Source organism: Acinetobacter oleivorans DR1 (assembly GCF_000196795.1).
Taxonomy (GTDB): domain Bacteria; phylum Pseudomonadota; class Gammaproteobacteria; order Pseudomonadales; family Moraxellaceae; genus Acinetobacter; species Acinetobacter oleivorans.
In genome coordinates this window covers 3,619,177-3,643,875 of the sequence record NC_014259.1, presented here as the reverse complement: position 1 = coordinate 3,643,875, position 24,699 = coordinate 3,619,177, and the positions used below count along the sequence as shown (strand labels likewise).

At 39.7% G+C, this 24,699-nt stretch carries 20 protein-coding genes and 1 pseudogene; 6 read left to right on the top strand and 15 right to left on the bottom strand.

The window, feature by feature from the left end; all coding sequences use genetic code 11:
• Window positions 1–132: 132 nt before the first annotated feature.
• The 3 genes from tatC to AOLE_RS17105 are packed head-to-tail and all read right to left on the bottom strand — an operon-like array spanning window position 133 to window position 1,565.
• Window positions 133–903 carry a twin-arginine translocase subunit TatC gene (gene tatC / locus AOLE_RS17115; protein ID WP_004794778.1) on the bottom strand — a complete coding sequence of 257 codons (771 nt, stop codon included), beginning with the start codon at window positions 901–903 and terminating at the stop codon, window positions 133–135.
• Window positions 900–1,334: a Sec-independent protein translocase protein TatB gene (gene tatB, locus AOLE_RS17110; protein ID WP_013198995.1), complete on the bottom strand. Its 435-nt coding sequence runs from the start codon at window positions 1,332–1,334 to the stop codon at window positions 900–902. Before tatB ends, tatC begins: the two co-directional genes overlap by 4 nt.
• A gap of 12 nt (window positions 1,335–1,346) precedes the next feature.
• Complete coding sequence (locus tag AOLE_RS17105; protein WP_004794775.1) at window positions 1,347–1,565, bottom strand: Sec-independent protein translocase subunit TatA; 219 nt, start codon at window positions 1,563–1,565, stop codon at window positions 1,347–1,349.
• Window positions 1,566–1,816: 251 nt separating this feature from the next.
• On the opposite strand from AOLE_RS17105, the pseudogene AOLE_RS17100 reads away from it, so the two are divergent.
• Window positions 1,817–2,691 (top strand): annotated as a pseudogene (locus AOLE_RS17100) (AEC family transporter).
• 219 nt (window positions 2,692–2,910) lie between these two features.
• Here AOLE_RS17100 and rdgB read toward each other — a convergent pair.
• The 7 genes from rdgB to AOLE_RS17065 form a co-directional block, all read right to left on the bottom strand.
• Window positions 2,911–3,537, bottom strand: coding sequence for an RdgB/HAM1 family non-canonical purine NTP pyrophosphatase (gene rdgB / locus AOLE_RS17095; protein ID WP_013198994.1), 627 nt, complete (start codon window positions 3,535–3,537; stop codon window positions 2,911–2,913).
• A gap of 175 nt (window positions 3,538–3,712) precedes the next feature.
• Entirely contained in the window at window positions 3,713–4,300 is a 588-nt protein-coding gene (locus tag AOLE_RS17090) for a tetratricopeptide repeat protein (RefSeq protein ID WP_013198993.1), read from the bottom strand.
• Window positions 4,297–4,890: a methionine biosynthesis protein MetW gene (gene metW, locus AOLE_RS17085; protein ID WP_001217230.1), complete on the bottom strand. Its 594-nt coding sequence runs from the start codon at window positions 4,888–4,890 to the stop codon at window positions 4,297–4,299. Before metW ends, AOLE_RS17090 begins: the two co-directional genes overlap by 4 nt.
• On the bottom strand, window positions 4,890–6,050 hold the full coding sequence (metX, locus tag AOLE_RS17080; protein WP_013198992.1) for a homoserine O-succinyltransferase MetX: 1,161 nt from the start codon (window positions 6,048–6,050) through the stop codon (window positions 4,890–4,892). The genes metW and metX overlap by 1 nt, the downstream gene beginning before the upstream one ends.
• A gap of 83 nt (window positions 6,051–6,133) precedes the next feature.
• Window positions 6,134–7,831, bottom strand: coding sequence for a 2-isopropylmalate synthase (gene leuA, locus AOLE_RS17075; protein WP_013198991.1), 1,698 nt, complete (start codon window positions 7,829–7,831; stop codon window positions 6,134–6,136).
• A 459-nt stretch (window positions 7,832–8,290) separates the two neighbouring features.
• The gene (locus AOLE_RS17070) at window positions 8,291–8,974 is read right to left on the bottom strand and encodes a Fe2+-dependent dioxygenase (RefSeq protein WP_005302183.1); all 684 of its coding nucleotides are present in this window, start codon (window positions 8,972–8,974) and stop codon (window positions 8,291–8,293) included.
• Window positions 8,975–9,081: 107 nt separating this feature from the next.
• Window positions 9,082–11,370: a TonB-dependent receptor gene (locus tag AOLE_RS17065; protein ID WP_013198990.1), complete on the bottom strand. Its 2,289-nt coding sequence runs from the start codon at window positions 11,368–11,370 to the stop codon at window positions 9,082–9,084.
• A 414-nt stretch (window positions 11,371–11,784) separates the two neighbouring features.
• On the opposite strand from AOLE_RS17065, the gene tig reads away from it, so the two are divergent.
• The 4 genes from tig to AOLE_RS17045 all read left to right on the top strand — a co-directional run bounded on the left by tig (window position 11,785) and on the right by AOLE_RS17045 (window position 16,207).
• On the top strand, window positions 11,785–13,119 hold the full coding sequence (gene tig / locus AOLE_RS17060; protein WP_004794757.1) for a trigger factor: 1,335 nt from the start codon (window positions 11,785–11,787) through the stop codon (window positions 13,117–13,119).
• 192 nt (window positions 13,120–13,311) lie between these two features.
• Window positions 13,312–13,917: an ATP-dependent Clp endopeptidase proteolytic subunit ClpP gene (gene clpP, locus AOLE_RS17055; RefSeq protein WP_003654845.1), complete on the top strand. Its 606-nt coding sequence runs from the start codon at window positions 13,312–13,314 to the stop codon at window positions 13,915–13,917.
• Between the two features lie 105 nt (window positions 13,918–14,022).
• Window positions 14,023–15,336, top strand: coding sequence for an ATP-dependent Clp protease ATP-binding subunit ClpX (gene clpX, locus AOLE_RS17050; protein WP_005302193.1), 1,314 nt, complete (start codon window positions 14,023–14,025; stop codon window positions 15,334–15,336).
• 154 nt (window positions 15,337–15,490) lie between these two features.
• Window positions 15,491–16,207, top strand: coding sequence for a DUF2846 domain-containing protein (locus AOLE_RS17045; RefSeq protein WP_013198989.1), 717 nt, complete (start codon window positions 15,491–15,493; stop codon window positions 16,205–16,207).
• A 24-nt stretch (window positions 16,208–16,231) separates the two neighbouring features.
• Here the strand turns inward: AOLE_RS17045 and AOLE_RS17040 are convergent, their stop codons facing one another.
• From AOLE_RS17040 to AOLE_RS20115, 5 genes are all read right to left on the bottom strand, one after another.
• Window positions 16,232–16,786: a DUF2059 domain-containing protein gene (locus AOLE_RS17040; protein WP_013198988.1), complete on the bottom strand. Its 555-nt coding sequence runs from the start codon at window positions 16,784–16,786 to the stop codon at window positions 16,232–16,234.
• Between the two features lie 142 nt (window positions 16,787–16,928).
• Window positions 16,929–18,455 (bottom strand): fumarate hydratase, encoded by a 1,527-nt coding sequence (locus AOLE_RS17035; protein WP_002115045.1) that lies wholly within the window; start codon window positions 18,453–18,455, stop codon window positions 16,929–16,931.
• A 230-nt stretch (window positions 18,456–18,685) separates the two neighbouring features.
• The gene (gene pta, locus AOLE_RS17030; protein WP_005302202.1) at window positions 18,686–20,830 is read right to left on the bottom strand and encodes a phosphate acetyltransferase; all 2,145 of its coding nucleotides are present in this window, start codon (window positions 20,828–20,830) and stop codon (window positions 18,686–18,688) included.
• A 41-nt stretch (window positions 20,831–20,871) separates the two neighbouring features.
• Window positions 20,872–22,074, bottom strand: coding sequence for an acetate/propionate family kinase (locus tag AOLE_RS17025; RefSeq protein ID WP_013198987.1), 1,203 nt, complete (start codon window positions 22,072–22,074; stop codon window positions 20,872–20,874).
• On the bottom strand, window positions 22,056–22,175 hold the full coding sequence (locus tag AOLE_RS20115; protein ID WP_081399210.1) for a hypothetical protein: 120 nt from the start codon (window positions 22,173–22,175) through the stop codon (window positions 22,056–22,058). The genes AOLE_RS17025 and AOLE_RS20115 overlap by 19 nt, the downstream gene beginning before the upstream one ends.
• A gap of 660 nt (window positions 22,176–22,835) precedes the next feature.
• Between AOLE_RS20115 and edd the strand changes: the two genes are divergently transcribed.
• Window positions 22,836–24,689, top strand: a complete 1,854-nt coding sequence (gene edd, locus AOLE_RS17020) for a phosphogluconate dehydratase (RefSeq protein ID WP_013198986.1) — start codon at window positions 22,836–22,838, stop codon at window positions 24,687–24,689.
• Window positions 24,690–24,699: the final 10 nt, after the last annotated feature.

Sequence of the window (24,699 nt, the reverse complement as noted above, 5' to 3'; positions counted from 1 at the left end):
TATGGACTGTAAATGACACTTTTCTTACATTTTTAAGTCACTTTGAAGACAGTTTATTGCTTTGTAGATTAAAAAGTGGTCTATACAAAAAAGCCTGAACTTAGAGGTTCAGGCTTTTTTTTAAATATTATTTTATTCAGCAGATTGAGCTTTTCTTTTCTCAAGAATTTTACCGAACAATAATCCAAGTTCGAAAAGCAACCACATCGGGATCGCCAACATCACCATAGAAATTGCATCTGGTGGTGTAATGAACATGGCTACAAAAAAACAGCCCACAATGATAAAACGTCTTTTTTCAGCAAGACTTTTTGTATTTACCACACCAATTAAAATCAGTAGAAGCGTCGCGATTGGAATTTCAAAAGTGACACCAAAAACTAAAAACAGCTTTAAGCAAAAGCTTAGGTAGCTATTAATATCCGTCATAGGTGCAACAGTTTCAGGCGATACACTAATAAAGAAATGTAAAATCGCAGGAAGTGTAATGTAGTATGCAAAGGCAACTCCGGCATAAAACAAAACGATACTACCGATGAGTAAGGGTAGCGCTAAATGACGTTCTTTTTGATATAACGCTGGGCGGACAAAAGTCCAGATTTCATAAAGAATAAATGGCATTGCCAGCACAAGCGCGACAAATAAATTGAGCTTAAAAGGCGCCATAAAGGTTGCAGTTACATCTGTTGCAATCATTGACGATGATGCAGGAAGTTGCAGCCTTAAAGGTTCAGATAATAATTGGTAAGTATTATTTCGAAACGGTAATAAGCAAAAGAATAAAAATAATGTTACCCCGACAATCCTAAATAAATGACGTCTTAAAACGACCAAATGATTCATGATTGGCATTTGGTCTAAATTTTCTTGCGTATTTACAGTCGTTGAAGGCAGTTGGTTCATACGGCAATCTTCAATTTAACGGGAGGTGTTTCTAAAGTATCGCTTTGAGATGCCAAAGGTGTAAATTTGGCAAGAAAGGGCACTTCATAATGACCCGATACAGGGGAGTACATCGTAGACTGAGATATAGTTTCAGCTACCTCAGTTTTTTCTGAGTTGTCTGAAGTAGTCTGTTTTTGTATTTCTTCAAGTTGTTGTTGTACTTTGCGTTCTAGTGCTTCAATGCGGTTGAGTTCTTCTTGCATTTCTTTTCGAAATTCAGAAAGACGCAACTCTTGATCAATCTCATTTTGCAAATTGGTAATATAACGTTTTAGGCGAACATACCAGCGACCAGCAAAGCGTGCGGCTTCTGGAAGTTTATCTGGGCCTAAAACTAAAATTGCAATAATTGCAAAACAGAGTAGCTCTGTCATTCCTACATCAAGCATGGTGGAAAACCTTTAGCTTTTCACTGATGTGCTGTCAGGGGTTTTGACTTGGGCATCAATTGTACGTGGAGTATTAAGAGCAGCAGTTTCGTCTTCTTCACGAACTGATTTTTTAAAGTCTTTTACTGCACCGCCTACGTCTTTACCGATATTTTTTAATTTAGATGTACCGAATAATAAAATAACGACAATTGCAAAAATAACGACGTGCCAAATAGATAAACCGGCCATGATCTTATACCTCTTTTCAGTTTGCTTTATATCAACAGGTTGCCATGACAACAATGTGACATTTATATGTCATTTTTAAGACAATAACCGTCAGTCAAAATCTAAAAGGGTAGTTTTATAAAGGCTGTATTGGATTGTTATTTTAGAGAGAGCTGAGAAAGTGAAGCTTAAATTACTTGAAATGGAGAGTACATTTCACTTTGAAAAGGTGTAGCATAACAAACTGATTTTGATGGGTGAGAGGAGAAAATGTGGCGTTATTATTGCCAATATTGGCGTTTATCACTGGACTTTTACTTGCTCAGACTTCTCTTTCAGAAACGATAAAACCTGTTCTTTCAGCTTGGCTTGCCCGCTTACTGATTCCAGTTGTGATTATTTACAACATGGTATTTTATCAGCCGGGTAGTCTAAGTCTGATGCTCTTTAGCTTCGGTTCAGCATTTCTTATTTTCTTTGCTTATTTAGCTTTATTTAAAGACAGATTATTAGCGCTATGTGTAAGTTATACCAACATGGGCTGGCTCGGTTTTCCTTTTGCCATGGCTTTATTCGGCCCTGATGCTACTGCCCCAATTGTTGCGCTATATATTGGTATGTCTCTTTTTGGAAATGCATGGGCTGTTACGGCAGTCACTACTGCACCACAAAGTAAGCTCAGCATATTAAAAAAGTTTTAACTTCTCCTCCGTGTATTTCAATCTTTTGCGCGCTTGTGCTCAGGTTGTTAGGTGCTCAGCATATCGAGCATCCTGCCATACATTGGGTATATGAGGTTGCTAAGTTCGCAATGACGTTTGCTGGAATGTGTGTATTGGGAATGTGGTTACGTCGTACTCGAGTGCATTTAAAAGACTTAATCTACAGCACCAAAGCTCAAGCATTTAAGGTGGTGTGTGGACTTATTCTTTGTGGCGTAACTTATAGATTTCTACCGATTCCAAATATAAGTCAGCAAATTGGAGTCATGTTTTTAATGTTCTGTTTGCCACCAGCAGCCAATATTGTAGCGCTAGAAACACATTATCAAGGAACAGGAAGATCTGCGGCTTATATTGCTTCAGGGACGATTGTGAGTTGTGTGTGTATTGCGATTTATGCAGTGTTTTTGCATCTTTATTTCTAAGTAAGATAATTAGATTAGGCTGCCTTTGAATAGTGGTTATATGCTTATTTTGTATATGTAAGCAATACTTTACTTTTGTTTCGTCAAAAGTAACAAAACCATTTGTCGAACTGACGACACATCCTGAGCGATTCCCGAAGCACTGCTTTGGGAATCAGCGCAAGGCAGTGACGGGCGACATCCATGTCGCCTAGCACGATAGCAAATGGCTTTGAAGTTTTACTTCTGCAAACTTTCTCTAAATAACTGCATCGCTTGTCCACGATGACTAATCTTATTCTTGTCTTCTTTAGAAAGTTCCGCGCTAGAAACTTGTAGCTCAGGTAACCAGAACAGTGGGTCATAACCAAAGCCATTTTCACCACGTGCAGCTTCTAAAATTTCGCCGTGCCAGATGCCTTGGAAAATTTGTGGCAAAGGATCTTCCGCATGAGTGACTAAAGCAAGTACGCACACAAACATACCTTCAATCACTTCACCATTTTTACGAAATGGCAAAAGATCATTTAATAATTTGGCATTATTCGCTGCATCGTCACCGTGTTCTCCAGCATAGCGTGCAGAGTAAATGCCAGGTGCACCATCCAAAACAGGAACACAAATGCCAGAGTCGTCAGCCATAGCAGGTTTACCTGAAATTTTAGAAGCATGACGAGCTTTAATAATGGCATTTTCAATAAAGCTTAAGCCATCTTCAATTGCATCGGGAATATTAAGGCGACCTTGAGGAATAATTTCTACAGGTAACTTAAGCTGTTCAAAAAGTTTTTCAAACTCAGCGACTTTACCTTTGTTATTGCTGGCAAGAACTAAACTGCCCTGATCAAACCAATGTGGGGTAGACATAATAAAACCAAACTTTATAGCTAATATCGAACGTGAGTTATGTTACGTGTTTTTTAAGAGGGGATATAGAGGGAAATAAATAGAATATAAAATGGGACCACCTAAACTAAAGCCACCTTGTAGAGCATACAAGGCGGCTTTAGTCGAGTAAGGTTTTTTTACGGATGAACCGTTATTATTGTGCTTGAATCCATTTGTCTGCACGGTCACGTGCGGTACGGATTTGTTCTTGAGTTAAGTTCGCCGCTAGAGCAGTTTTCTTACCTTCAGATAGGCTAATCACTTTATTATCGAGCATGCCATCACGAGTTGAAAGCTCATACCACTGGTAAGCACCTACGTAGTTTTTCTTTTGCTCTTCCATCATCGCGAGGTTGTAGCTTGCACGGTTATCACCATTGCTTGCTGCTTTTTCAAAGTATTTACGAGCCATAGACTCATCTTTTCTAACACCAATACCGTCGGCGTACATACGACCTACGTTGAGTTGTGCTGGTGATAAACCTTGATCAGCTGCCGCTTTAAACCATGCGAAAGCTTGTTTCTCATCTTTTTCTACATCTTTACCATATTGGTAGTGTGTACCAAGGTAAAATTGCGCGCCTGCTTGACCAGCTTTTGCAGCTTTCTGAAGGTCATTAACCCCCATTGTTGAAAAGCGTGCAGCCTGACTCGCAACCGATTGTGGCTGGGCGATATAATCTGCATGAGCCTGCATACTTAGCAGTCCTGCAAATAGTGTGCTAAATAATGTCTTTTTCATAGTGCACTCACTCGATAAATAGCGACTTCACCAAACAAATTAGGAACATGTTTGCTTAACAGGCTTCCCTGCTGATTTCCATTGACGGCGAGTCGATTAATAATTTGTATCTGATTTTCAGCACAGAGTGCTTCGAAATCTTTAAATGTACATAGATGAATATTGGGGGTGTTATACCACATATATGGTAAAGCATCCGATACAGGCATCATTCCTTTTAATGCAAGAAAAGAGCGAGTCTTCCAATGCGCAAAGTTTGGAAAAGTAATAATTGCCTGTTTACCCACACGCACCATGTCTCTTAATAAAACATCCGGTGCATCTACGGCTTGCAAAGCCTGTGCCATAACCACATAGTCAAAAGACTGGTCGGCAAAACGGCTCAAACCGAGATTCAAATCTTGTTGAATAATATTTAACCCGCGACTGACGGCAATTGCAATCTTTTCTTGATCAATTTCTAAACCATAAGCACGAATTTGATGCTTTTGGCTCATATGAGCGAGTAATTCACCATCACCACACCCTAAATCGAGTACGCTTGAGCCGGGTTTAATCCACTTTTCTGCCAGTTGTTGATCAATACGCATTAACTTGCCTCCAGTGATGTCGATTTTAAGTGTTCTTCACCGCCTAAGAAAGCGCGCATGGTTTTGACATACAGTGGAATCGGGAATAAGAACGAGTCATGGCCTTGCTCAGCATCAATATCGAGATAACTTACTGGCTTATGATTGGTAATAAGTGCATCTACAATTTCTTGAGAGCGACTAGGGGCAAAACGCCAGTCTGTTGTGAAAGAGACAATCAGGAACTGACATTTGGTTTTACCCATCGCTTCTGTTAACGAATGATTGTATTCACGTGATGGGTCAAAATAATCTAAAGCTTTGGTCATGATGAGATAAGTATTGGCATCAAAGTTACGGCTAAACTGTTCGCCTTGATAACGAAGATAGCTTTCGACTTGAAACTCGACATCAAAACCATACATAAATTTGCCAGATTTTAAATCACGGCCAAATTTTTGTTTCATGGCTTCTTCTGAAAGATAGGTAATATGACCTACCATGCGAGCCAAAATCAGACCACGTTTCGGGTAGCTATCATTTTCTAAATAACGACCATGATGGAAGTCTGGATCAGATAAGATCGACTGACGCGCAACCTCATTAAATGCAATATTTTGTGCTGAAAGCTTTGGTGCACTGGCAATAATCACACACTTTTGTAAGCGGTCAGGATAGTCTACTGACCATTGTAGTGCTTGCATGCCCCCTAATGATCCACCCACAACTGCATACCAAGTATCTACACCCAAAAGGTCAGAAAGCATGGCTTGAGTTTTGACCCAGTCGCGTACCGTTACCAACGGGAAATCCGGTCCATAAGGGCGATTATCATTTTCAGGATTTGGTGACGTTGGACCAGTTGAGCCGCTACATCCACCAATATTATTGAGCGAAACTACAAAAAACTTATTTGTGTCGATTGCTTTACCCGGGCCAATACAGCTATCCCACCATCCAGCTTTTTTATCATCTTCATGGTGATAACCCGCTGCATGATGATGTCCGGAAAGAGCATGACAGATTAAAATGGCATTTGATTTATCTGCATTTAAAGTGCCGTAAGTTTCAACCATTAATTCAAAACGTGGCAAAACACGCCCACATTCAAGATGTAATGGTTCTTCAAATTGGAACTTTTGCGGAGTGACTAACCCCACTGAATCAGCTGGAAAAGACACGGGAACATTTCGCCTTTTAAATCTTTCAGGAATAAAAAGAAAGGATACCAAGCTAGGTATCCTTTCAAAAGAGTTTTTTTAAATTAAACAGCGGCGGCAACAACCTGATCTGTACTTAAAACGCCTTGATCAATCAAACGGTTAGTACATGCAATAATTGCTTCAATCGATGAGGTGACTGTATTGTCATGAACACCTGCACCAAATGAACCTTTACCTGTACCTTTGACTTGAAGTTCGATCAAGGTTAATGCTTTCGCATTTGCACCTGAACTAATACTACGTTCTTCATAGTTCAATACGTCAATTGGTAATTGAAGCGCATTTAAGAATGCAGAGATTGGTCCGTTACCTTCACCGCGAAGTTGTTGTGTTTCACCTTCAACATCAACATCAAGTTCGATAATCTGAGTGCCATTAATGTCAGATAATCTGTAGTTTTTGACTGTGTAATGGTGGTTTTTCACATCAACATAAGTGTCTTTAAACAAGGTCCAGATTTCTTTTGCATTAATTTCTGTACCATTATCATCAGCATATTGTTGAACAACTTGACTGAATTCGATTTGTAAACGACGAGGCAATACAACGTTATAGTTCGCTTCTAATAAGTAAGCGATACCACCTTTTCCAGACTGACTATTTACACGAATAACTGCGTCATAGTCGCGGCCCAAATCTTTCGGGTCGATTGGCAAGTAAGGCATATCCCAGATTTCTTCGTTTTTCTGGTACTCGAAGCCTTTTTTAATTGCATCCTGATGTGAACCAGAGAATGCAGTAAATACCAAGTCACCTGCATATGGATGGCGAGGGTGTACAGGTAAACCAGTACATTCTTCAACCGTTGCAATCACTTCATTAATGTTAGAGAAATCTAACTCTGGCGCTACGCCTTGGGTATACATGTTCAATGCAATCGCTGCAACGTCAACATTACCTGTACGTTCACCATTACCGAACACACAACCTTCAACACGGTCAGCACCCGCCATAATGGCAAGTTCTGATGCAGCAATACCACAGCCGCGGTCATTGTGACAGTGAACAGAAATGATCACGCCATCACGACGTGCCAAATTACGATGCATCCATTCAATTTGGTCTGCATAAACATTTGGTGTAGAAACTTCTACAGTCGCGGGTAAGTTTAAAATCACTTTATGGTCAGGACGTGCATCCCAAATTTCTGTGACGGCATCACAGACATCTTTAGCGACTTCTAATTCAGTTGCAGAGAAACACTCTGGGCTGTACTGGAAAATCCAGTCAGTTTGAGGATATTGTGCCGCATACTCTTTAACTTTTTGAGCAGCATTAATTGCTAATTGTTTTGCGCCATTAACGTCTACATTCAACACCTTTTGACGGAAAGTTGGAGAGTTAGAGTTATAAATATGCACAATTGCGCGTTTAGCACCTGCCAAAGATTCAAAAGTACGTTCAATTAAATGATCACGTGCTTGAACCAAAACCTCAATGTATACGTCATCAGGAATATGATTTTCTTCGATCAACATGCGAGTAAAATCGAAGTCAATTTGAGACGCAGAAGGGAAGCCGATTTCAATATGTTTAAAACCGATTTTTACAAGCATTTTGAACATTTTGAATTTTTGTTCCATGTTCATCGGTTCAAAAATTGCTTGGTTACCGTCACGTAAATCAGTACTCATCCAGATTGGCGCTTTTGTAATTTCTTTATTTGGCCATTGGCGATCTGGTAAATCCACTCGTTGGTACATACGGCGGTATTTTTTGCTTGGGTCAGCCAACATCATGAGAAAACTCCTTGTCTCGTAGCGCAGTTGCTCTGGATATATTTAAAAGGCAACGTCTCTACTTAATATATGGTATCTAATTCAGAAAAATTAAAGGGAACTTCAAAGTGCTGCTTTAGAAAGCAGACAAAATTTTTATACGCGCGCTTGGCGCAGCATCAGGAGTTGCGGATGATGTCTTGCTTGAGTAGGCTGGGCAAACAAGTAATTCGTTTTCATCTCTAGACCGTGAAATAATAAGTTTGATGGTTTGCTGGTAATCTTGATATTTAGATATATCACATCTAAACAATGATTACACCTTGTGCAAAATTCTTATCGTAATTTTAATCTCAGAAATTAGAAAATAATTTTCTAATTTTGCGCAGTTTTATGTTTATGAGAAAATAATTTTCATATTTTTGCCATATTGAGATAAAAGAAATTATATGATCTCAATAAGGCAAAAAATAAATGTAGTTATAGCTCTGACCACATTCGAATTAAATTATGATAAATGTTGGTGAGCTTCATGACTTCTGGATAGTTATCGCCGTGTGATTTACGTAATTCTCTAATACTTTCATCTAAGTTAAATAAAAGATGGCGTTTACTATCGTCTCGTACCAAACTTTGTACCCAGAAAAAAGAGGCAAAACGAGTACCTGAAGTAATGCTACTGACTTCATGCAGGCTAGTAGACGGGTAGAGCACCACATCACCTGCGGGTAATTTGACTTCGTGATAACCATAAGTGTCTTCAATAACGAGGTCACCGCCTTCATATTCATCAGGTTCACTTAAAAATAGCGTACAAGATAAATCGGTGCGGAGCTGCTCAGAAGTACCACGGATAAGACGAATTGAGTTGTCCACGTGAAAACCGAAGCTTTCATGTTCATCATAACGATTAAAAAGTGGTGGAATAATTTTGTGGGGTAGAGCCGCAGCCTGAAACACTGGATTTTGCCAAATTGCTTTAATGACAATATCACTTAAATGATGAGTAAGCGGGTCTTGTTCAGAAAGCTGCTGATTTCTTTTAACAGAAGCAGATAAGGTGCCAGCAGTTACTTTTCCACCTACCCAGTTGGCATCTTCCATGAGTTTACGAAACTCGGCAACTTGCTCTTTGCTTAAAACATTGGGGATATGATGAATCACAGCAAACACCTTTTAATATAGATACTTCATTTGTAAAAATAGCCTCGTGATGAGGCTATTTTATATGAACTTTAATTAATTCCATAAATAAATTATGGAATTTAACCTTAGTACTTAAAGTTAATCGCTAAGACAGCATTACGGCCATTACCTTCAAACGCGTAGTGAGCTGCATGTGCACTTGTGAAATAACGCTTATCAGAAATATTATTAATATTAAGCTGTAAGTTTACGTTCTTGTTCACGTCGTATTTAGCCATCGCGTTGTAAATAGTGTAGGTTGGCAAGTATTTCGGAGCAGTTGTGTTCACAAAAACTTGATCACGGTATTCAACACCAGCACCTAAAGTCAATTGAGGCATAACTTTATATGTAGACCATAAAGTCGCGCTGTTTTTAGCTACGAATGGAAGCGGTTTACCTTCTTGAGCAACGGCATTATATGCAGCCTCAGTGATTTCACTATCTAAATAGCTATAGCCTGTAGAAACATCCCATTTGTCAGTAATCTTTCCGTTTAAACTAATTTCAAATCCATCAACTTTACTTTTACCAGCATTGGCTGTCGTGTTCGGATCAATTTGGATACGTGTATTTTGCTTTTCAGTACGGAAAACTGCTGCTGTTAAATTAGCACGGTTATTAAATAGGTCCCATTTAGTTCCTAACTCGAAAGTACGAGCTTCTTCTGGTTTTAGATCATTTGCACTCGCACTTGCAGCACCTGAGTCGCTAATAGAATCTGAACCTGTATCACCTTCAGCGAGCACGCCTACTGGGTTTGCTGACGTAGCATAGCTTAAATAAATACTACCATCTTCTGTTGGTTTAAAAACTAGACCAGCTTGGTAAGAGAAGTAATCTGTATCACTTTCCAGTTTATCGCCAGCTTTATGAGGTGTACGTCCACCTACGTCTTTATTATATTTTTTCTCAGTTTCAAACTTATCCCAACGAACACCTACATTAAGTAACCATTGTGGATTAAATTCAATACTATCTAAAGCATATACGCCTACATTATGACTACGAGTGGTTGATTGTGCTGTAATAGATCCACGTTTATCTGTGAAAGCACCATTTCCTGGATTATTTAAACTCGTACACCAGCCATTTGCTACAGCAGCGGCTGAAGTACAGTTTTGAATGTTGCTGTCTAAAATGGTTGAGGTAGTTTCACCAGCAGCATTAGTAAATGTATGTACACCTTGATCAGTTTCTTGGAAGCTCCATTCAGTACCGACATTAAAAGAATGTTTTAATGAACCAGTATTAAATTTACCTCTTAAAGAAAGTTGATCGCTATAAGCATCGCTATCCAAAATACGACTTAAAGCACGACGAGCAATTGTGCCTCTGTAAATATTACCCTTAGAGTCATCAGCATTCGTATAAACATAATCAGATTTAGATTTGTTGTAAGTTGCTATATTTGACAAAGTAAGATTTTCATTAAAATCATGTTCTAATTTAAACGTACCAATATGGTTCTCACGTTTATCGAAATCACGTGCTTTCCAGCCATAGTAGGTACCCGCTTTTACATCAACAGGTTTACCATCACCAGGAGTTACAGTAACTCCAGCTGGAGGAGTCGTTGGATTTGCGTTGTTAAACGGAATACCTGCATCAGGTTCATCATTACTACGTAAATAGTAGTAACTCAGTGTTCCGCGAGTTGCAGTATCTAGGCCAAATGCAAGACTTGATGCAATACCAGCACGAGCATATTCTGCGCCGTTACTTTGACCAGCTTTTTCATTTTCATGACCCATAATAACAACACGACCAGCAACTCCGTTACCAAAGTCTTTGTTTGCATCGAGTTGGATATGACGATAGTTGTCAGTACCACCTTGAACACTACCTTGGTAAACGTCACCTTCATGAGCAACTTTAGGGATTAAGTTGATACTTCCACCCACGCTACCACCACCACCAAGGGCAGAAGAAGAGCCCTTAATAACTTCAACTTGTTCGATGGCAAACATATCGCGGCTTTGTGAAGTAGTATTGCGGACACCATCAACATAAATAGAAGATTGACCGCTATAACCACGAATGTAAGGCATATCTGTAAACGGGGTACCGCCTTCACCTGCACCTAGCGTAATACCAGGTTCATAGCGTAATGCTTCGAGTAGGGTATTAGAGTTTGTATCTTTAATTAATTTTTGAGAAAGAATAGAGACTGATTTTGGTGTGTCTTTGAGGGGAGCCACGAATTTAGAGTTTGCTGACTGATCTACTTTTAAAGATTCTTCTTGAGTCGCTTGAGTATGAATCGTTGGTAATTGTGAAATTGCTTCTTGTGCCATGGCTGTTGTTGCAATCATTGATAACGAAGAAGCTATCGCAGAAGAAACAATTTTTTTACGTGTTCTAATCAAAGACATGACTTCAGGACTCTAAAACTAAAAGGTTATGCGAATAATAATAATTCTTATTTATATGTACAGTTTGTGTTAATTGGATTTGCCAATTGAATTATGAAGAAAAAGTGAATGATTGAATGGTGAATTGTACTTTTATTTAGCTAATCTACTGATTCTTAGTAATTGTTTGTAAAAGCGATTAAATTTAGATTTTGATTGTAATTTTAGATTTATGAAGAATAACTAAAAAATTAGTTTTAGTTAATGCTTTATGAAAAATATTTAAAGAATCATAAAATTACTGTGAAATTTACGAGAATAACGAGGCTAACTTAAATGAAGTGATCGGTTAATTTTGTATATCTTGAAAGTTGTCATATAATACAGCACTTTTAAAAAAACTGTTCCTACTCACTAATTTTTATCGAGGAAGCCATGCAAGTAACGACTGAAGCGGTTTCGGGCGTTGCCCGTCGTTTAAATGTGTCTGTACCGACGAGCCGTATTAACGAGCAATTTGAAGCTCGTTTGAAACGCACTGCCAAAACTGTGAAGATCAACGGCTTCCGTCCAGGTAAAGTACCTGAAAACGTTGTTCGCCGCGAATATGGTGCAGGCATTTATCAAGAAGTTGTAAATGACATCATTCGTGATAGCGTTTTTGAAGCAATTCAACAAGAAAAAATCAATGCGGTAGGTATGCCGAACATTGATAAAGTTGAACATAAAGAAGATGCTTTAGTTTTTGAAGCGACTGTAGAAGTTTATCCAGAAGTTGCAGTACAAGCATTCGACGGTTTAGAAGTTGAACGTAAAACAGCTGAAATTAAAGATGCTGACGTTGATGCTATGATCGAAAACTTGCAAAAACAACGTCAAACTTGGGCTGTTACCAAGGGCATGGCGAAAAAAGACATGCAAGTGACTTTTGACTTTGAAGGCACTATCGACGGTGAGAAGTTTGAAGGCGGTTCTGCTGAAGACTTTAAACTCGTATTAGGTTCAGGTCGTATGATTCCTGGCTTTGAAGACGGCATCGTTGGTATGAAAGCTGGTGAAGAGAAAGTAATTGATGTTACTTTCCCAGAAGACTACCAAGCTGAAAACTTGGCTGGTAAAGCAGCTCAGTTCAAAATCACTGTGAAGCAAGTTGAAAAATCAAAACTTCCAGAAATTGATGCTGAATTCTTAAAAATCTTCGGTGTAACTGAAGAAGAAGGCGTTGAGAAATTAAAAGCTGACGTTCGTAAGAATATGGAACGTGAAGTTCGCAATGGTTTACGTAACCAAGTTAAACAAGCTGCTTTTGATGCACTTGTTGCTGCGAACGAAGTTGAAGTTCCAACTGCAATGGTTGCTCAAGAAATTGACCGCCAACGTCAACAAATGGTTCAACAATTCACTCAACAATTTGGTGGTGCAGGCGCTCAATCTTTTGACAAGAGCATGCTTCCTGACGAATTGTTCAAAGAACAAGCAGAGCGTTCTGTTAAGCTTGGCGTATTAGTAAGCAAAGTTTTAGCTGATGCTAAACTTGAAGTTGACCAAGCTCGCGTTGATGCTTACATCGACGACATGGCTTCTTCTTACGAAGATCCAACTGAAGTGATTGAATACTTCAAAAATGATGCTCAACAACGTGCTCAAATCGAAGCAGTTGTATTAGAAGATCAAGTTGTTGATCACATCTTAGCTGGTGCTAAAGTGACTGACAAAGCTGTATCTTATGATGACTTATTGAAAGAACAACAAGCTCGCCGTATGGGCTAATCTTTTTAGAAGTTAGAAAAAGGCGCTTAGGCGCCTTTTTTGTTTTTCTTTATGTGGTCAATTTGAGTGCGACATTAAGTACTTAGGTATAAATAATATAATATTTCAGTGCGAACCTTTTGCAATTTGAGAAATTATCCCGCATATTGTTGCCATAGGTTAAGTCACAAAAAATTTAGGAATAAATAACGTATGTATGTTCCAACAATTGAAAATGCTTTAGTTCCTGTTGTGGTTGAACAATCTTCTCGCGGCGAACGTTCTTTTGATATTTATTCACGACTTTTACGTGAGCGCGTCATTTTTTTAACAGGTGAAGTTGAAGATAACATGGCAAATCTAATTGTTGCCCAAATGTTGTTTTTAGAAGCTGAAAATCCTGATAAAGATATCCACCTTTATATCAACTCTCCAGGTGGATCTGTGACAGCGGGCATGGCTATTTATGACACGATGCAGTTTATTAAACCTGATGTCGTAACATATTGTATGGGCCAAGCTGCTTCAATGGGTGCATTCTTATTAAATGCTGGTGCTAAAGGCAAACGCTATTGTCTAGAAAATGCCCGTGTCATGATTCACCAACCATTAGGTGGTTTCCGCGGTCAAGCATCGGATATTGAAATTCATGCGCGTGAAATTCTATTTATTAAAGAACGTTTAAACCGCTTAATGGCAGAGCATAGTGGTCAAGACTACGAAACTGTTGCTCGTGATACTGACCGTGATAACTTTATGACAGCACAGTCTGCTAAAGAATATGGTTTGGTTGATCAGGTGTTAAGTAAGCGTCCATAAGGACCTTCTTATATAAATAACTTGAGATGTTGAAAAAGATCTCCATTTAGTTATTTATGCAGTGCATCTTGCCCTAATATTTAAGATTCTATTTGTGGAGTGAATATGTCCGAACATCCTCAAGGACAAAAACATTGTTCATTTTGCGGTAAAACGCAGTCTGAAGTCGGGAAACTGATTGCAGGTGAGGACGCATATATTTGTAATGAGTGTGTGGATGTCTGCTTAGACCTTGTACAAACCAGCCAACAGGTTGAAGCAGGGGACTGGGCGAGTAAGGCATTGCCAAAACCACATGAAATACGTGCTGCGCTTGATCAATATGTAATTGGTCAAGATCTTGCCAAAAAGACATTATCTGTTGCGGTTTATAACCATTATAAACGCCTAAAAGTTGGTCATAATGGCCATGTGTCTAAAGAAGTAGAAATTGCTAAAAGTAATATTCTATTAATTGGACCTACAGGTTCGGGTAAAACTTTACTTGCGCAAACATTGGCTCGCCTTTTAGACGTTCCATTTGCAATGGCAGATGCAACGACATTAACCGAAGCTGGTTATGTCGGCGAAGATGTTGAAAATATTGTACAAAAACTTTTGCAAAAAGCGGACTACGATGTAGAGAAAGCTCAGAAGGGTATTATCTATATTGACGAAATTGACAAGATTACTCGTAAATCTGAAAACCCGTCAATTACGCGTGATGTTTCTGGTGAAGGTGTACAACAAGCATTGTTAAAAATGATTGAAGGTACAGTGGCTTCTATTCCTCCGCAAGGTGGACGTAAGCATCCGCAACAAGAGTTTATCCAAATTGACACCTCGAATATTTTATTTATTTGTGGTGGTGCATTTTCTGGTTTGGAAAAAATTGTACAGCAGCGTCAAGAGAAAGGCGGTATTGGTTTTACAGCTGATGTTAAAAACAAAGATGAAACCAAAAAACTTGCTGAATTGTTCCGTCAGGTTGAACCAACCGACTTAGTGAAATTTGGTTTAATTCCAGAATTCATTGGTCGTTTACCAGTGATTGCGACACTTGAAGAGTTGGATGAAGAAGCATTAATGCAAATTTTGACTGAGCCAAAAAATGCATTAACTCGCCAGTATCAATATCTTTTCACTATGGAAAATGTTGATCTGATCTTTGAAGATTCTGCATTGCGTGCTATCGCGAAGAAAGCACTTGAACGCAATACGGGTGCACGTGGTTTACGTTCTATTATGGAGAACGTGCTGCTTGAAACCATGTACGATTTACCAAGTCGTACTGACGTTGGAACAGTCATTATTAATGAAGCAGTCATTAATGGTGAAGCAGAACCTGTTTATAAAGCAGAGCGTCAACCTAAAGAAGCTGCAACGCATGAAAGTGTTGCTAAGGCAGATTTAAAGGTTATTGATTCGAAGTCTGCATAGAGATTTCATTCATCTAAAAAGCATGAATCGCGCGAGTGATTCATGCTTTTTTTGTTTTCAATTTATGTGCGTGGTGTTAATCTTAAAAATACAAAATACGCATAGTTTTGCGTTGTAAAAAATAAATCAAAAACAAAACGCTTTGAGGGATGCCATGCGTTATTTAATCGTATCTTTGTGCTGTGCCGGACTGTTTGTGGGCTGTCAAAGTTCATCTCATTTAGAAAAAAATACGGGTGAATTGACTGCAACCTTACCTAAAGTTGATGTTGAAAAAGAACCTGGTTTATTTGATCAATATCATGTGGGTGGTTTTGCTGTAGGTGGTTGGGTTAATCAAAAGTTGGGTCAGACTTTTGTTCCAGTCAAACCACAAAATCAACAAGCTGCTGTTGTCTATCTTTACCGACCAGACACGAAATGGAATCGTCAGGAAATTGCAGCGATAAATCTCTTTGTGAATGGCAAGCGTATTCCGAGTCTATTACATAATCATTATTACTGGATTGAATTGCCAGCAGGCACTTATCGTCTTTCTGCAAGCCGCCCTTTACTTGGTATTCATTTTCAAGAACCGAAATATATTGATATCACTGTTGAGGCGGGAACGTCTTATTATTTGAAATATGATGAAGAGAACAAAATGGACCGTGGTGAACACACTGGCCCATTTATGTTAATGCAAGACAATATTGGACGTAGAGAGATAGCATTTACTGAGCTTAAATCTTCTAGCTACAACTTTGTGGCTGAAGATGCTTCAGGAAAGATTCGATATAAACCACAGGAATTAAAGCCAGCCAAATATGATGAAAAATCAGATGTACATCTGATTAAGCCATTTAAATTATGGAATCCTTTAACTTGGTAAGGGCCTACAAAAGATAAAGAAAAGTTAAGACTTTTCTTTATCTTTCATGAGTGGGGCAAGAATTTTAAGCATTTCTTCTTGCATATGATCCCTTGCTTTAGGGTCATTAAAGGTCTGTTGTCCTAACTCCATCATGTATTCTGAAATTTGTCCCATAATCTGCACATTTTTACGTGTAATTGATTGGCCTTCGGGAGTTTTTAAAAATTTCAGATTAGCCTGAACTTCCTCTTCAGTATAAGTCTTTAAATAAATATCTTGTAAGGCTTGGGCAGTTTTAGGGTTGCTAATGAGCTGGTTGCTCGAATCTTTTAGAAGAGAACCTAACTTCTTCGCGGCCTCTTTTTCTTTTGGGCCTAAAGTTTTGATACCCGTGATATTACTAACGATCTGTTCTGCCTGTTGATCATAGTAAGGCGTTAATTCATTAATTGATTCTTTAAGTAGGTAATCAATTTGGCTCATTTGCATGAGTTCTTTGACTGAACTTAATTTGGCAGGAGAAGCAAATAAGCTTGTTGTAATACAGCTTAAGCAGAGACTGATTGAAAGATTTTTAAGAATAGGGCGAATAGTCATGAAATGACCTATATTCAATATATGGCGAGAGAGTGCATTTATTAATAGCACAGATTGAAGAAGCAATTGTTACAATTCTTTTCAGATTTTAAAATAAAAAAAGAATGCTAAAAAAAAGCACCGAATTCGGTGCTTTTCTTGATTAGCCAGCTGCTGCATCGACTACTGGAATTTTTCCAATTTTCGCTTGCCAGATTTTTGGAGCTACTGCGTGAATTGAAGTACCGTTTACATCAACTGCAACAGAAACAGGCATATCTTCAACTACGAATTTGTAGATTGCTTCCATACCTAAGTCTGCAAACGCAACCACTTCAGCTTCACGAACAGCTTTAGATACGAGGTAAGCCGCACCACCAACTGCCATTAAGTAAGTTGCTTTGTTGTCTTTGATTGCTTCAATTGCTGTAGGACCACGGTCAGCTTTACCGATCATACCGAATAGACCAGTATGTTCGAGTACTTTACGTGTGAATTTGTCCATACGTGTTGCAGTTGTAGGACCAGCAGGACCAACGACTTCATCACCCACAGGATCAACTGGGCCAACGTAGTAAATAAATTTACCTTTAAGATCAACTGGTAATTCTTCACCGTTGTCGATCATTTCAACCATACGTTTGTGTGCAGCATCACGACCTGTGTACATTGTTCCGCTAAGAAGTAATGTATCACCCGGTTTCCAAGAATCCATTTCTTCTTGAGTAATGGTATCAAGGTTTACGCGCTTAGATTGTGAAGAGTCCCAAGTTACTGAAGGGTAGTCTTCAAGTTTTGGTGCTTGAATATGAGCTACACCTGTACCATCAAGCTGGAAGTGAGCATGACGAGTAGCAGCACAGTTAGGGATCATACCAACTGGTTTACCAGCAGCATGACATGGGTAATCTTTAATTTTAATATCAAGAACAGTCGTTAAACCACCAAGACCTTGAGCACCAATACCAAGTGCGTTTACTTTTTCAAAGATTTCGATACGAAGTTCTTCGATTTTGTTCTCTGGTCCACGGCGAAGTAATTCGTCCATGTTAATTTCTTCCATGAGCGCTTCTTTAGCAAGCATCATGGCTTTTTCAGCAGTACCACCAATACCAATACCGAGCATACCTGGAGGACACCAACCTGCACCCATTGTTGGAACAGTTTTAAGAACCCAGTCAACAATCGAGTCAGATGGGTTAAGCATTGCAAGTTTAGATTTGTTTTCTGAACCGCCACCTTTAGCAGCAACAGTAATATCTACTTTGTTACCCGGAACGAGTTTGTAGTGAATTACAGCAGGGGTATTATCTTTTGTATTTTTGCGACCAAATGCTGGGTCAGCAAGTACAGATGCACGAAGAACGTTGCTGTTTTCAAGGTAACCTTGGCGAACACCTTCGTTTACCGCATCGTCTAAGCTCATTGTTAAATCAAATTTAACATCTAAGCCCACTTCAAGGAAAACATTAACAATACCAGTATCTTGGCAAATTGGACGATGACCTTCCGCACACATGCGAGAGTTAATTAGAATCTGTGCAATTGCATCCTTTGCGGCTTTGTTTTCTTCGCGATCATAAGCACGGCTCATCGCTTGGATAAAGTCTTGCGGGTGATAGTACGAAATAAACTGTAGGGCGTCCTTGATTGATGTAATCAAGTCATCTTGTTTGATAATCGTTGTCATACCAAAAAATCTCTTGAGCGGGCTGTTAGCTAGCGGGCTAAATTATATGACAAAAAGACAGGGTTGTGGGAGATTGGTTGATCTTTTGACCGAAAGTCGCATAAGAACATATTGAGGTGATTTAAAAGCCAGAAATCGGAGAGTTATTTATTTTTGAATGATTAAAATAAAAAAAGCCATTTGAGCGGACATCAAATGGCGAGAGGTAGTAAAGGTTAAAATTATATTAATTATTTGGCAGCGGCTTGCTGTTCTGCCTGAATTGCGGTTAATGCAATGGTAAAGACGATGTCATCTACTAATGCTCCACGAGACAAGTCATTAACAGGCTTGTTTAGGCCTTGCAGCATTGGTCCAACGCTCACAACATTTGCAGCACGCTGTACTGCTTTGTAAGTGGTATTACCTGTATTTAAATCTGGGAAGATAAATACATTTGCACGGCCAGCAACGCGTGAGTCTGGTGCCTTTTGACGTCCCACACTTTCAACTGAAGCTGCATCGTATTGAAGTGGACCATCAATCAGTAAATCAGGACGACGCTGCTGAGCAATTTGAGTTGCTTGCTGTACTTTTTCAACATCTGCACCTGTTCCTGAGGTACCAGTTGAGTAGCTGATCATGGCAATACGTGGGTCAATCCCAAAAGCTTTCGCTGAGTCAGCAGACTGAATTGCAATTTCAGCAAGTTGCTCTGCTGTCGGGTCTGGGTTAATTGCACAGTCACCATACACATAGACTTCATCTGGTAAAAGCATAAAGAAGATTGATGAAACTAGTGAATAATCAGGGGCTGTTTTGATGAGCTGGAATGCTGGGCGAACTGTATTTGCTGTGGTGTGTACCGCACCTGAAACTAAACCGTCGACTTGATCCAAAGCTAACATCATGGTGCCAAGCACTACGGTATCTTGAAGCTGTTCTTTCGCTTGAAGCTCGTTGAGTTTACCTTTACGTAGCTCAACCATTGGTGCAACGTATTGGTCACGAATACTATCAGGGTCAACAATTGCCAATTCGGCAGGTAATTCAATGCCGCGTGCTTTTGCAACATCCTGTACTACATCTGGTTTAGCCAGCAAAATACAGTCAGCAATACCACGTGCCTGACAAATTGCTGCAGCCTGAATGGTGCGTGGTTCATCACCTTCGGGTAAAACAATTCGTTTTTTCGCTGCAATCGATTTTTGCACCAGTTCGTGACGGAAAGCCGATGGCGACAGGCGAGGGGTAGCTGCATTGTTGCTGTGCTGTTTAAGCCATTCAACATCAATATGACTTGAAACAAATCGGGTCACTTGCTCAGCACGTTCAGTATCATCTGTTGGAATTTCATTGCCAAAATTAGATAAACGCTGAGCGGTTTCAAGTGTGTTTAAACGGGTATGTAAAATCGGCAACCCTTGTTTAATCGCACTTTGACAAAACTCTAAAAGCTCAGGTGCTGGCGCTTCTCGTTCTGTAAGTACTAAACCCGCTAGAGGAATACCATTACTAGTTGCCAAACTACTTGCAAGTAAAACGTCGGTACGCTCAGATGCGCTAATAATCAACTCGCCTGCAATGAACTTATTCAGTTCATATTCAATGCTTGAAGCAATTAAACTCGAATGCAAAATACGACGTGTTTTTGCTTCACCTTGATGTACCCATTGCCCATCAATGACATTTGCAATATCGAGAGTTCTTGGCACGCTTAGCGTGTTACTAAATGGAACCAGTCCAATGATTGGTAAATCGCTTGAGCCGAAATAACGATTATATTTTTGCAGTTCGGTCGTAAATTTTGCGATTTCTTCAGTCGGTCTTAATGATGGATCAAAAGCAACAGGAATTTGTGCTGTTTCTTCAGTTAACCCACGGGTACGCATAAAGAGTACACCAGCAGTACGATTTGAAGCTGCGCCGCCAAATTGACGTAAATGAGCATCTACTTTTTCTGCGGCTTTTTTCGGGTTTTGAATATCTGCTGTGCTGACCAGCACGACTTCTGCATCAAGTGCTTGTGCAAGACTTGCGTTGAGTTCACTGGCGAAGTGGTCTTGTCCGTTAGGTAATAAGCCTTCCACAATAATGACATCGTGGTCTGCTGCAACGCTACGGTGAAGACTAACAGCTTCTTCAAGTAATTCATCTACTTCCCCAGCGGCAATAAGCTGAGTTAATTTTTCATGCGAAATAGATTGAACAGTTTTACTTTGAAATAGATGACCAAATAATGAAGTGGTTCGGTCAAGATGCTCTTGGTCTTCTTGAGAAAATGGTTTTAAAAAGCCTGCTTTAATCCCGTTACAATCAAGTGCGTAAATCATGCCTAAACAGGCAGAGGTTAAGCCAACCCCTTCGCCTGTAGGAATCAATAAAATTGTATTCATATAAACCTATAAATAAATATCGAGTTTTCGCTGAGCTCTAATTAAGCAAGGCTTGCTACAGATGCTGTATTTTCTGCCGCTTCAACAACTTGACGAGTTTCTTTAGCAATACGACCTTCTTCATCTGTTGGAATGACCCAAATTTGTGGTCCTGTTCCATTGTCGATTCGGCCTTCAGTGCCACGTTTTAAGTTATTGTTTTGATCTTTATCAAGCTGCAAACCAAAATGAGGTAAATAAGCTAAGGTTTTTTCACGAATATAAGCTGAGTTTTCGCCAATACCACCCGTGAAGATTAAGCCGTCTAAAGTTGGTAAGCCACAGCTTAATGCAGCAAGTGATTTTGCAAGGCGATAGCTAAACACTTCAATTGCAAGACAAGCATCTTCATTACCATTTTCAGCAGCTTCAATCACTGTACGCATGTCATTAGACAGTTGAGATAAGCCTAGTAAGCCACTTTCGTTATTTAAAACTTTATCAATTTTTGCTAAATCCCAACCGAGGTTTTTCGCAAGGAAGCTATGTAAGCTTGGATCAACATCACCACTACGGGTTCCCATCACTACGCCTTCAAGTGGAGTGAGGCCCATAGAGGTATCAACACTTTGTCCATTCCACACTGCGCAAGTTGAACTGCCGTTTCCTAGATGCGCTGTTAGCCATCCACCTTTTTTCAGGCTACCTGCGAGTTCACTCGCTTTGTCAGACACATAGGCGTGGCTTGTACCATGGAAACCATAACGGCGGACGTTGTGGTCAGTATATAAAAACTTAGGAATTGCATAACGGTATGCATGCGGTGGCATGGTCTGATGGAATGCAGTATCAAATACGGCAACCTGAGGTAATTCAGGAAATAGACGTACGGTTGCGTCGATACCAATTAAATGTGCTGGGTTATGAAGCGGAGCCAAAGGCGTTGCTGCACGAATACGTTCAATAATTTCAGGAGTGAGTAATTCTGCTTTAGTTAAACTACCACCGTGTACAACACGATGTCCGATTGCTTGCGGTTTGTAGTTGGCAAGACGTGCAAGTAAAGTTTCTAAAGCTTTGGCATGGTCAGCATAAGGAATTGAAAGTTCCAGTGGTTCACCACCAACTGTAACTCCCTTAATACGAGCATCAGCTGCCCCCAAGTTTTCTGCTAAACCGTAAATACGGTCTTCACGACGCTCTGAAACCAGTGCGTATTTAATAGATGAAGAGCCGCAATTGATAACTAATACTGATATAGCCACGTTGAAATACCCAAGTCCTGATTTAAAATAGTTTTCCTAACTTCCTGTTCAAGATGTATTATTTTTTCATACAGATTGAACGGGTTGTCATGTTTTAACATGTGTTGTTTTTCTGTCCAAGATAGACTTTAGCCCATTAGACTTAAGCACTATCGACCATCAAATTATTTGTAACTAATATTTGTCCAGTATAAAGCTTAACCACTGTATTCCTTGTTTTTTTTATACGCATAGAAACGAGTTTTTTGTATATATTTATGAAAAAATAAACCCGAACGAAGGATGAATTTTAAATGGTAGAAACCAAACCGTTATTGAATAAGTGAGCTGGTTCTTTAAGTTAAATTTTAAGCATGTATTACAAATAATATACGTAATTGAAATTAAGTTTTGATGGTATTAAGGGCGTGAAAAAAGAACCTAATATGGATTTATAAGTACTAAAAATTAGAATGAAAGGCTCATCATTTATATATTGTTAAATATATTTTATTATGTTGATTTACAATAAATTTACCGTATTTTTGAGATTTGGTTTAGCTGTAAATATACCTAAATATTAAATAAGTTTTTTGTCTAAAATATAAACTCGTTATGTCTTTAAAGCTTGTACTGAGGCCATTACAGCAGCATTGGCTGGGGTTGCATGTCGCTTTTTGCCTGAATAATATTGTTCATCCTTTTTTCAAATGATCATAAAAAATATATCATTTGGTCTATTTTTCTTTTCCGGCTTATCCGGTTGTACAGGAGCGTCCAGCATGGACTTGCCGAATCCAATATTGGCAAAAGTGACCGAGCGTGTAATCGCCCGTAGTCAAAAAACTCGTTCTGCATATTTACAACGTATTGAACATGCACAAGGCAAATTTCCTGCTCGTGGGGCACTTTCATGCGCCAATCTGGCTCATGGTTTTGCCAGCATGGAAGACAATGAAAAATTAATTATTAAAGTAGGTCGTGAACCAAATATTGGTATTGTGTCGTCATATAACGAAATGTTGTCGGCTCATGCACCCTATAAAACATTTCCAGATTTAATTAAAACAGCCGCTCGTGAAAATGGTGGCGTGGCACAGTTTGCAGGTGGTGTTCCTGCAATGTGTGACGGTATTACCCAAGGTAATGCTGGTATGGAACTCTCATTGTTCTCTCGTGAAACGATTGCAATGAGCACAGCGATCGCATTGTCTCATAACATGTTTGACGCAGCTTTGTGTCTAGGTGTTTGCGACAAGATCGTGCCGGGCTTGCTCATTGGGGCTTTGCAGTTCGGCTATTTACCTACTATTTTTGTGCCAGCTGGCCCAATGACGAGTGGGCTATCTAACGATGAGAAAGCTAAAATTCGCCAGCAATTTGCAACGGGTCAAGTTGGTCGAGATGCTTTGCTAGAAGCTGAGTCAGCTGCTTATCACGGACAAGGGACTTGTACTTTTTACGGTACAGCCAACAGTAACCAGATGCTGATGGAAGTCATGGGCTTACATTTGCCAAGCGCTGCATTTGTTCATCCTCACACACCATTACGTGATGCACTTACCGCAGAAGCTGCGATTCGTGTACTTGATTTAACAGTTGAGCGTGGAAACTACACGCCGATTGGTCATGTTGTCGATGAAAAAGCAATTATAAACGGCATCGTGGCGTTACTCGCTACAGGTGGTTCAACCAACCATACTTTGCATTTAATTGCGATTGCTCGTGCCGCTGGCATCTTGATTGACTGGGATGACTTCGATGAATTGTCAGCTGTTGTTCCATTGCTCGCAAAAATCTATCCAAATGGTAAGGCCGATGTAAACCATTTCCAAGCTGCGGGTGGGGTTGCTTTCCTCATTCGTAACTTACTGGAAGCTGGCTTGTTGCATAACGATGTAACGACAGTGGCTGGTAAAGGTTTGCAACATTACACAAAAGAACCAAAACTGATTGATGGCAAGCTCACTTGGGTTGATGGTGTGGTTCAAAGCCTTGATGACAAAGTTCTACGTAGCATTGACGAGCCGTTTCAACCAGATGGCGGCTTGCGCTTAATGCAAGGTCGCCTTGGTCGTGGTGTTATCAAGATTTCTGCTGTTGCGCCAGAGCACCGTAAAGTTAAAGCTCCGGCAATCGTGTTTGATTCTCAAGAAGCAGTACAAGCAGCATTTGATCGTGGTGAGTTACACCGAGATTTTATTGCAGTCGTTCGTTTCCAAGGTGCGCGTGCTAACGGTATGCCTGAATTGCATCGGTTAACGCCTGTGTTGGGTGTTTTACAAGATCAAGGTTTCCACGTTGCTTTAGTTACTGATGGACGTATGTCTGGTGCTTCAGGCAAAGTTCCTGCGGTGATTCATTTATCTCCAGAAGCCTTGCTAAATGGGCCGATTGCTAAAGTTCAAACAGGCGATATGTTGATTATTGATGCTGAGGCCGGCGTACTTGATGTTGAAATAGATGAACAGACTTGGCAGTCGCGTCCTGTTGCGCAGCCAGAACATCAGGCAGAAAACGAAGTTGGCTTTGGCCGTGAATTATTTGGTGTTTTCCGTGCTGCTGCTGCGCCAGCTGAACATGGAGCATCTGTATTTGGTGCATTGGTTGGTGAAACTTCACCAGAGCAGATTTGAATCAAAGGAA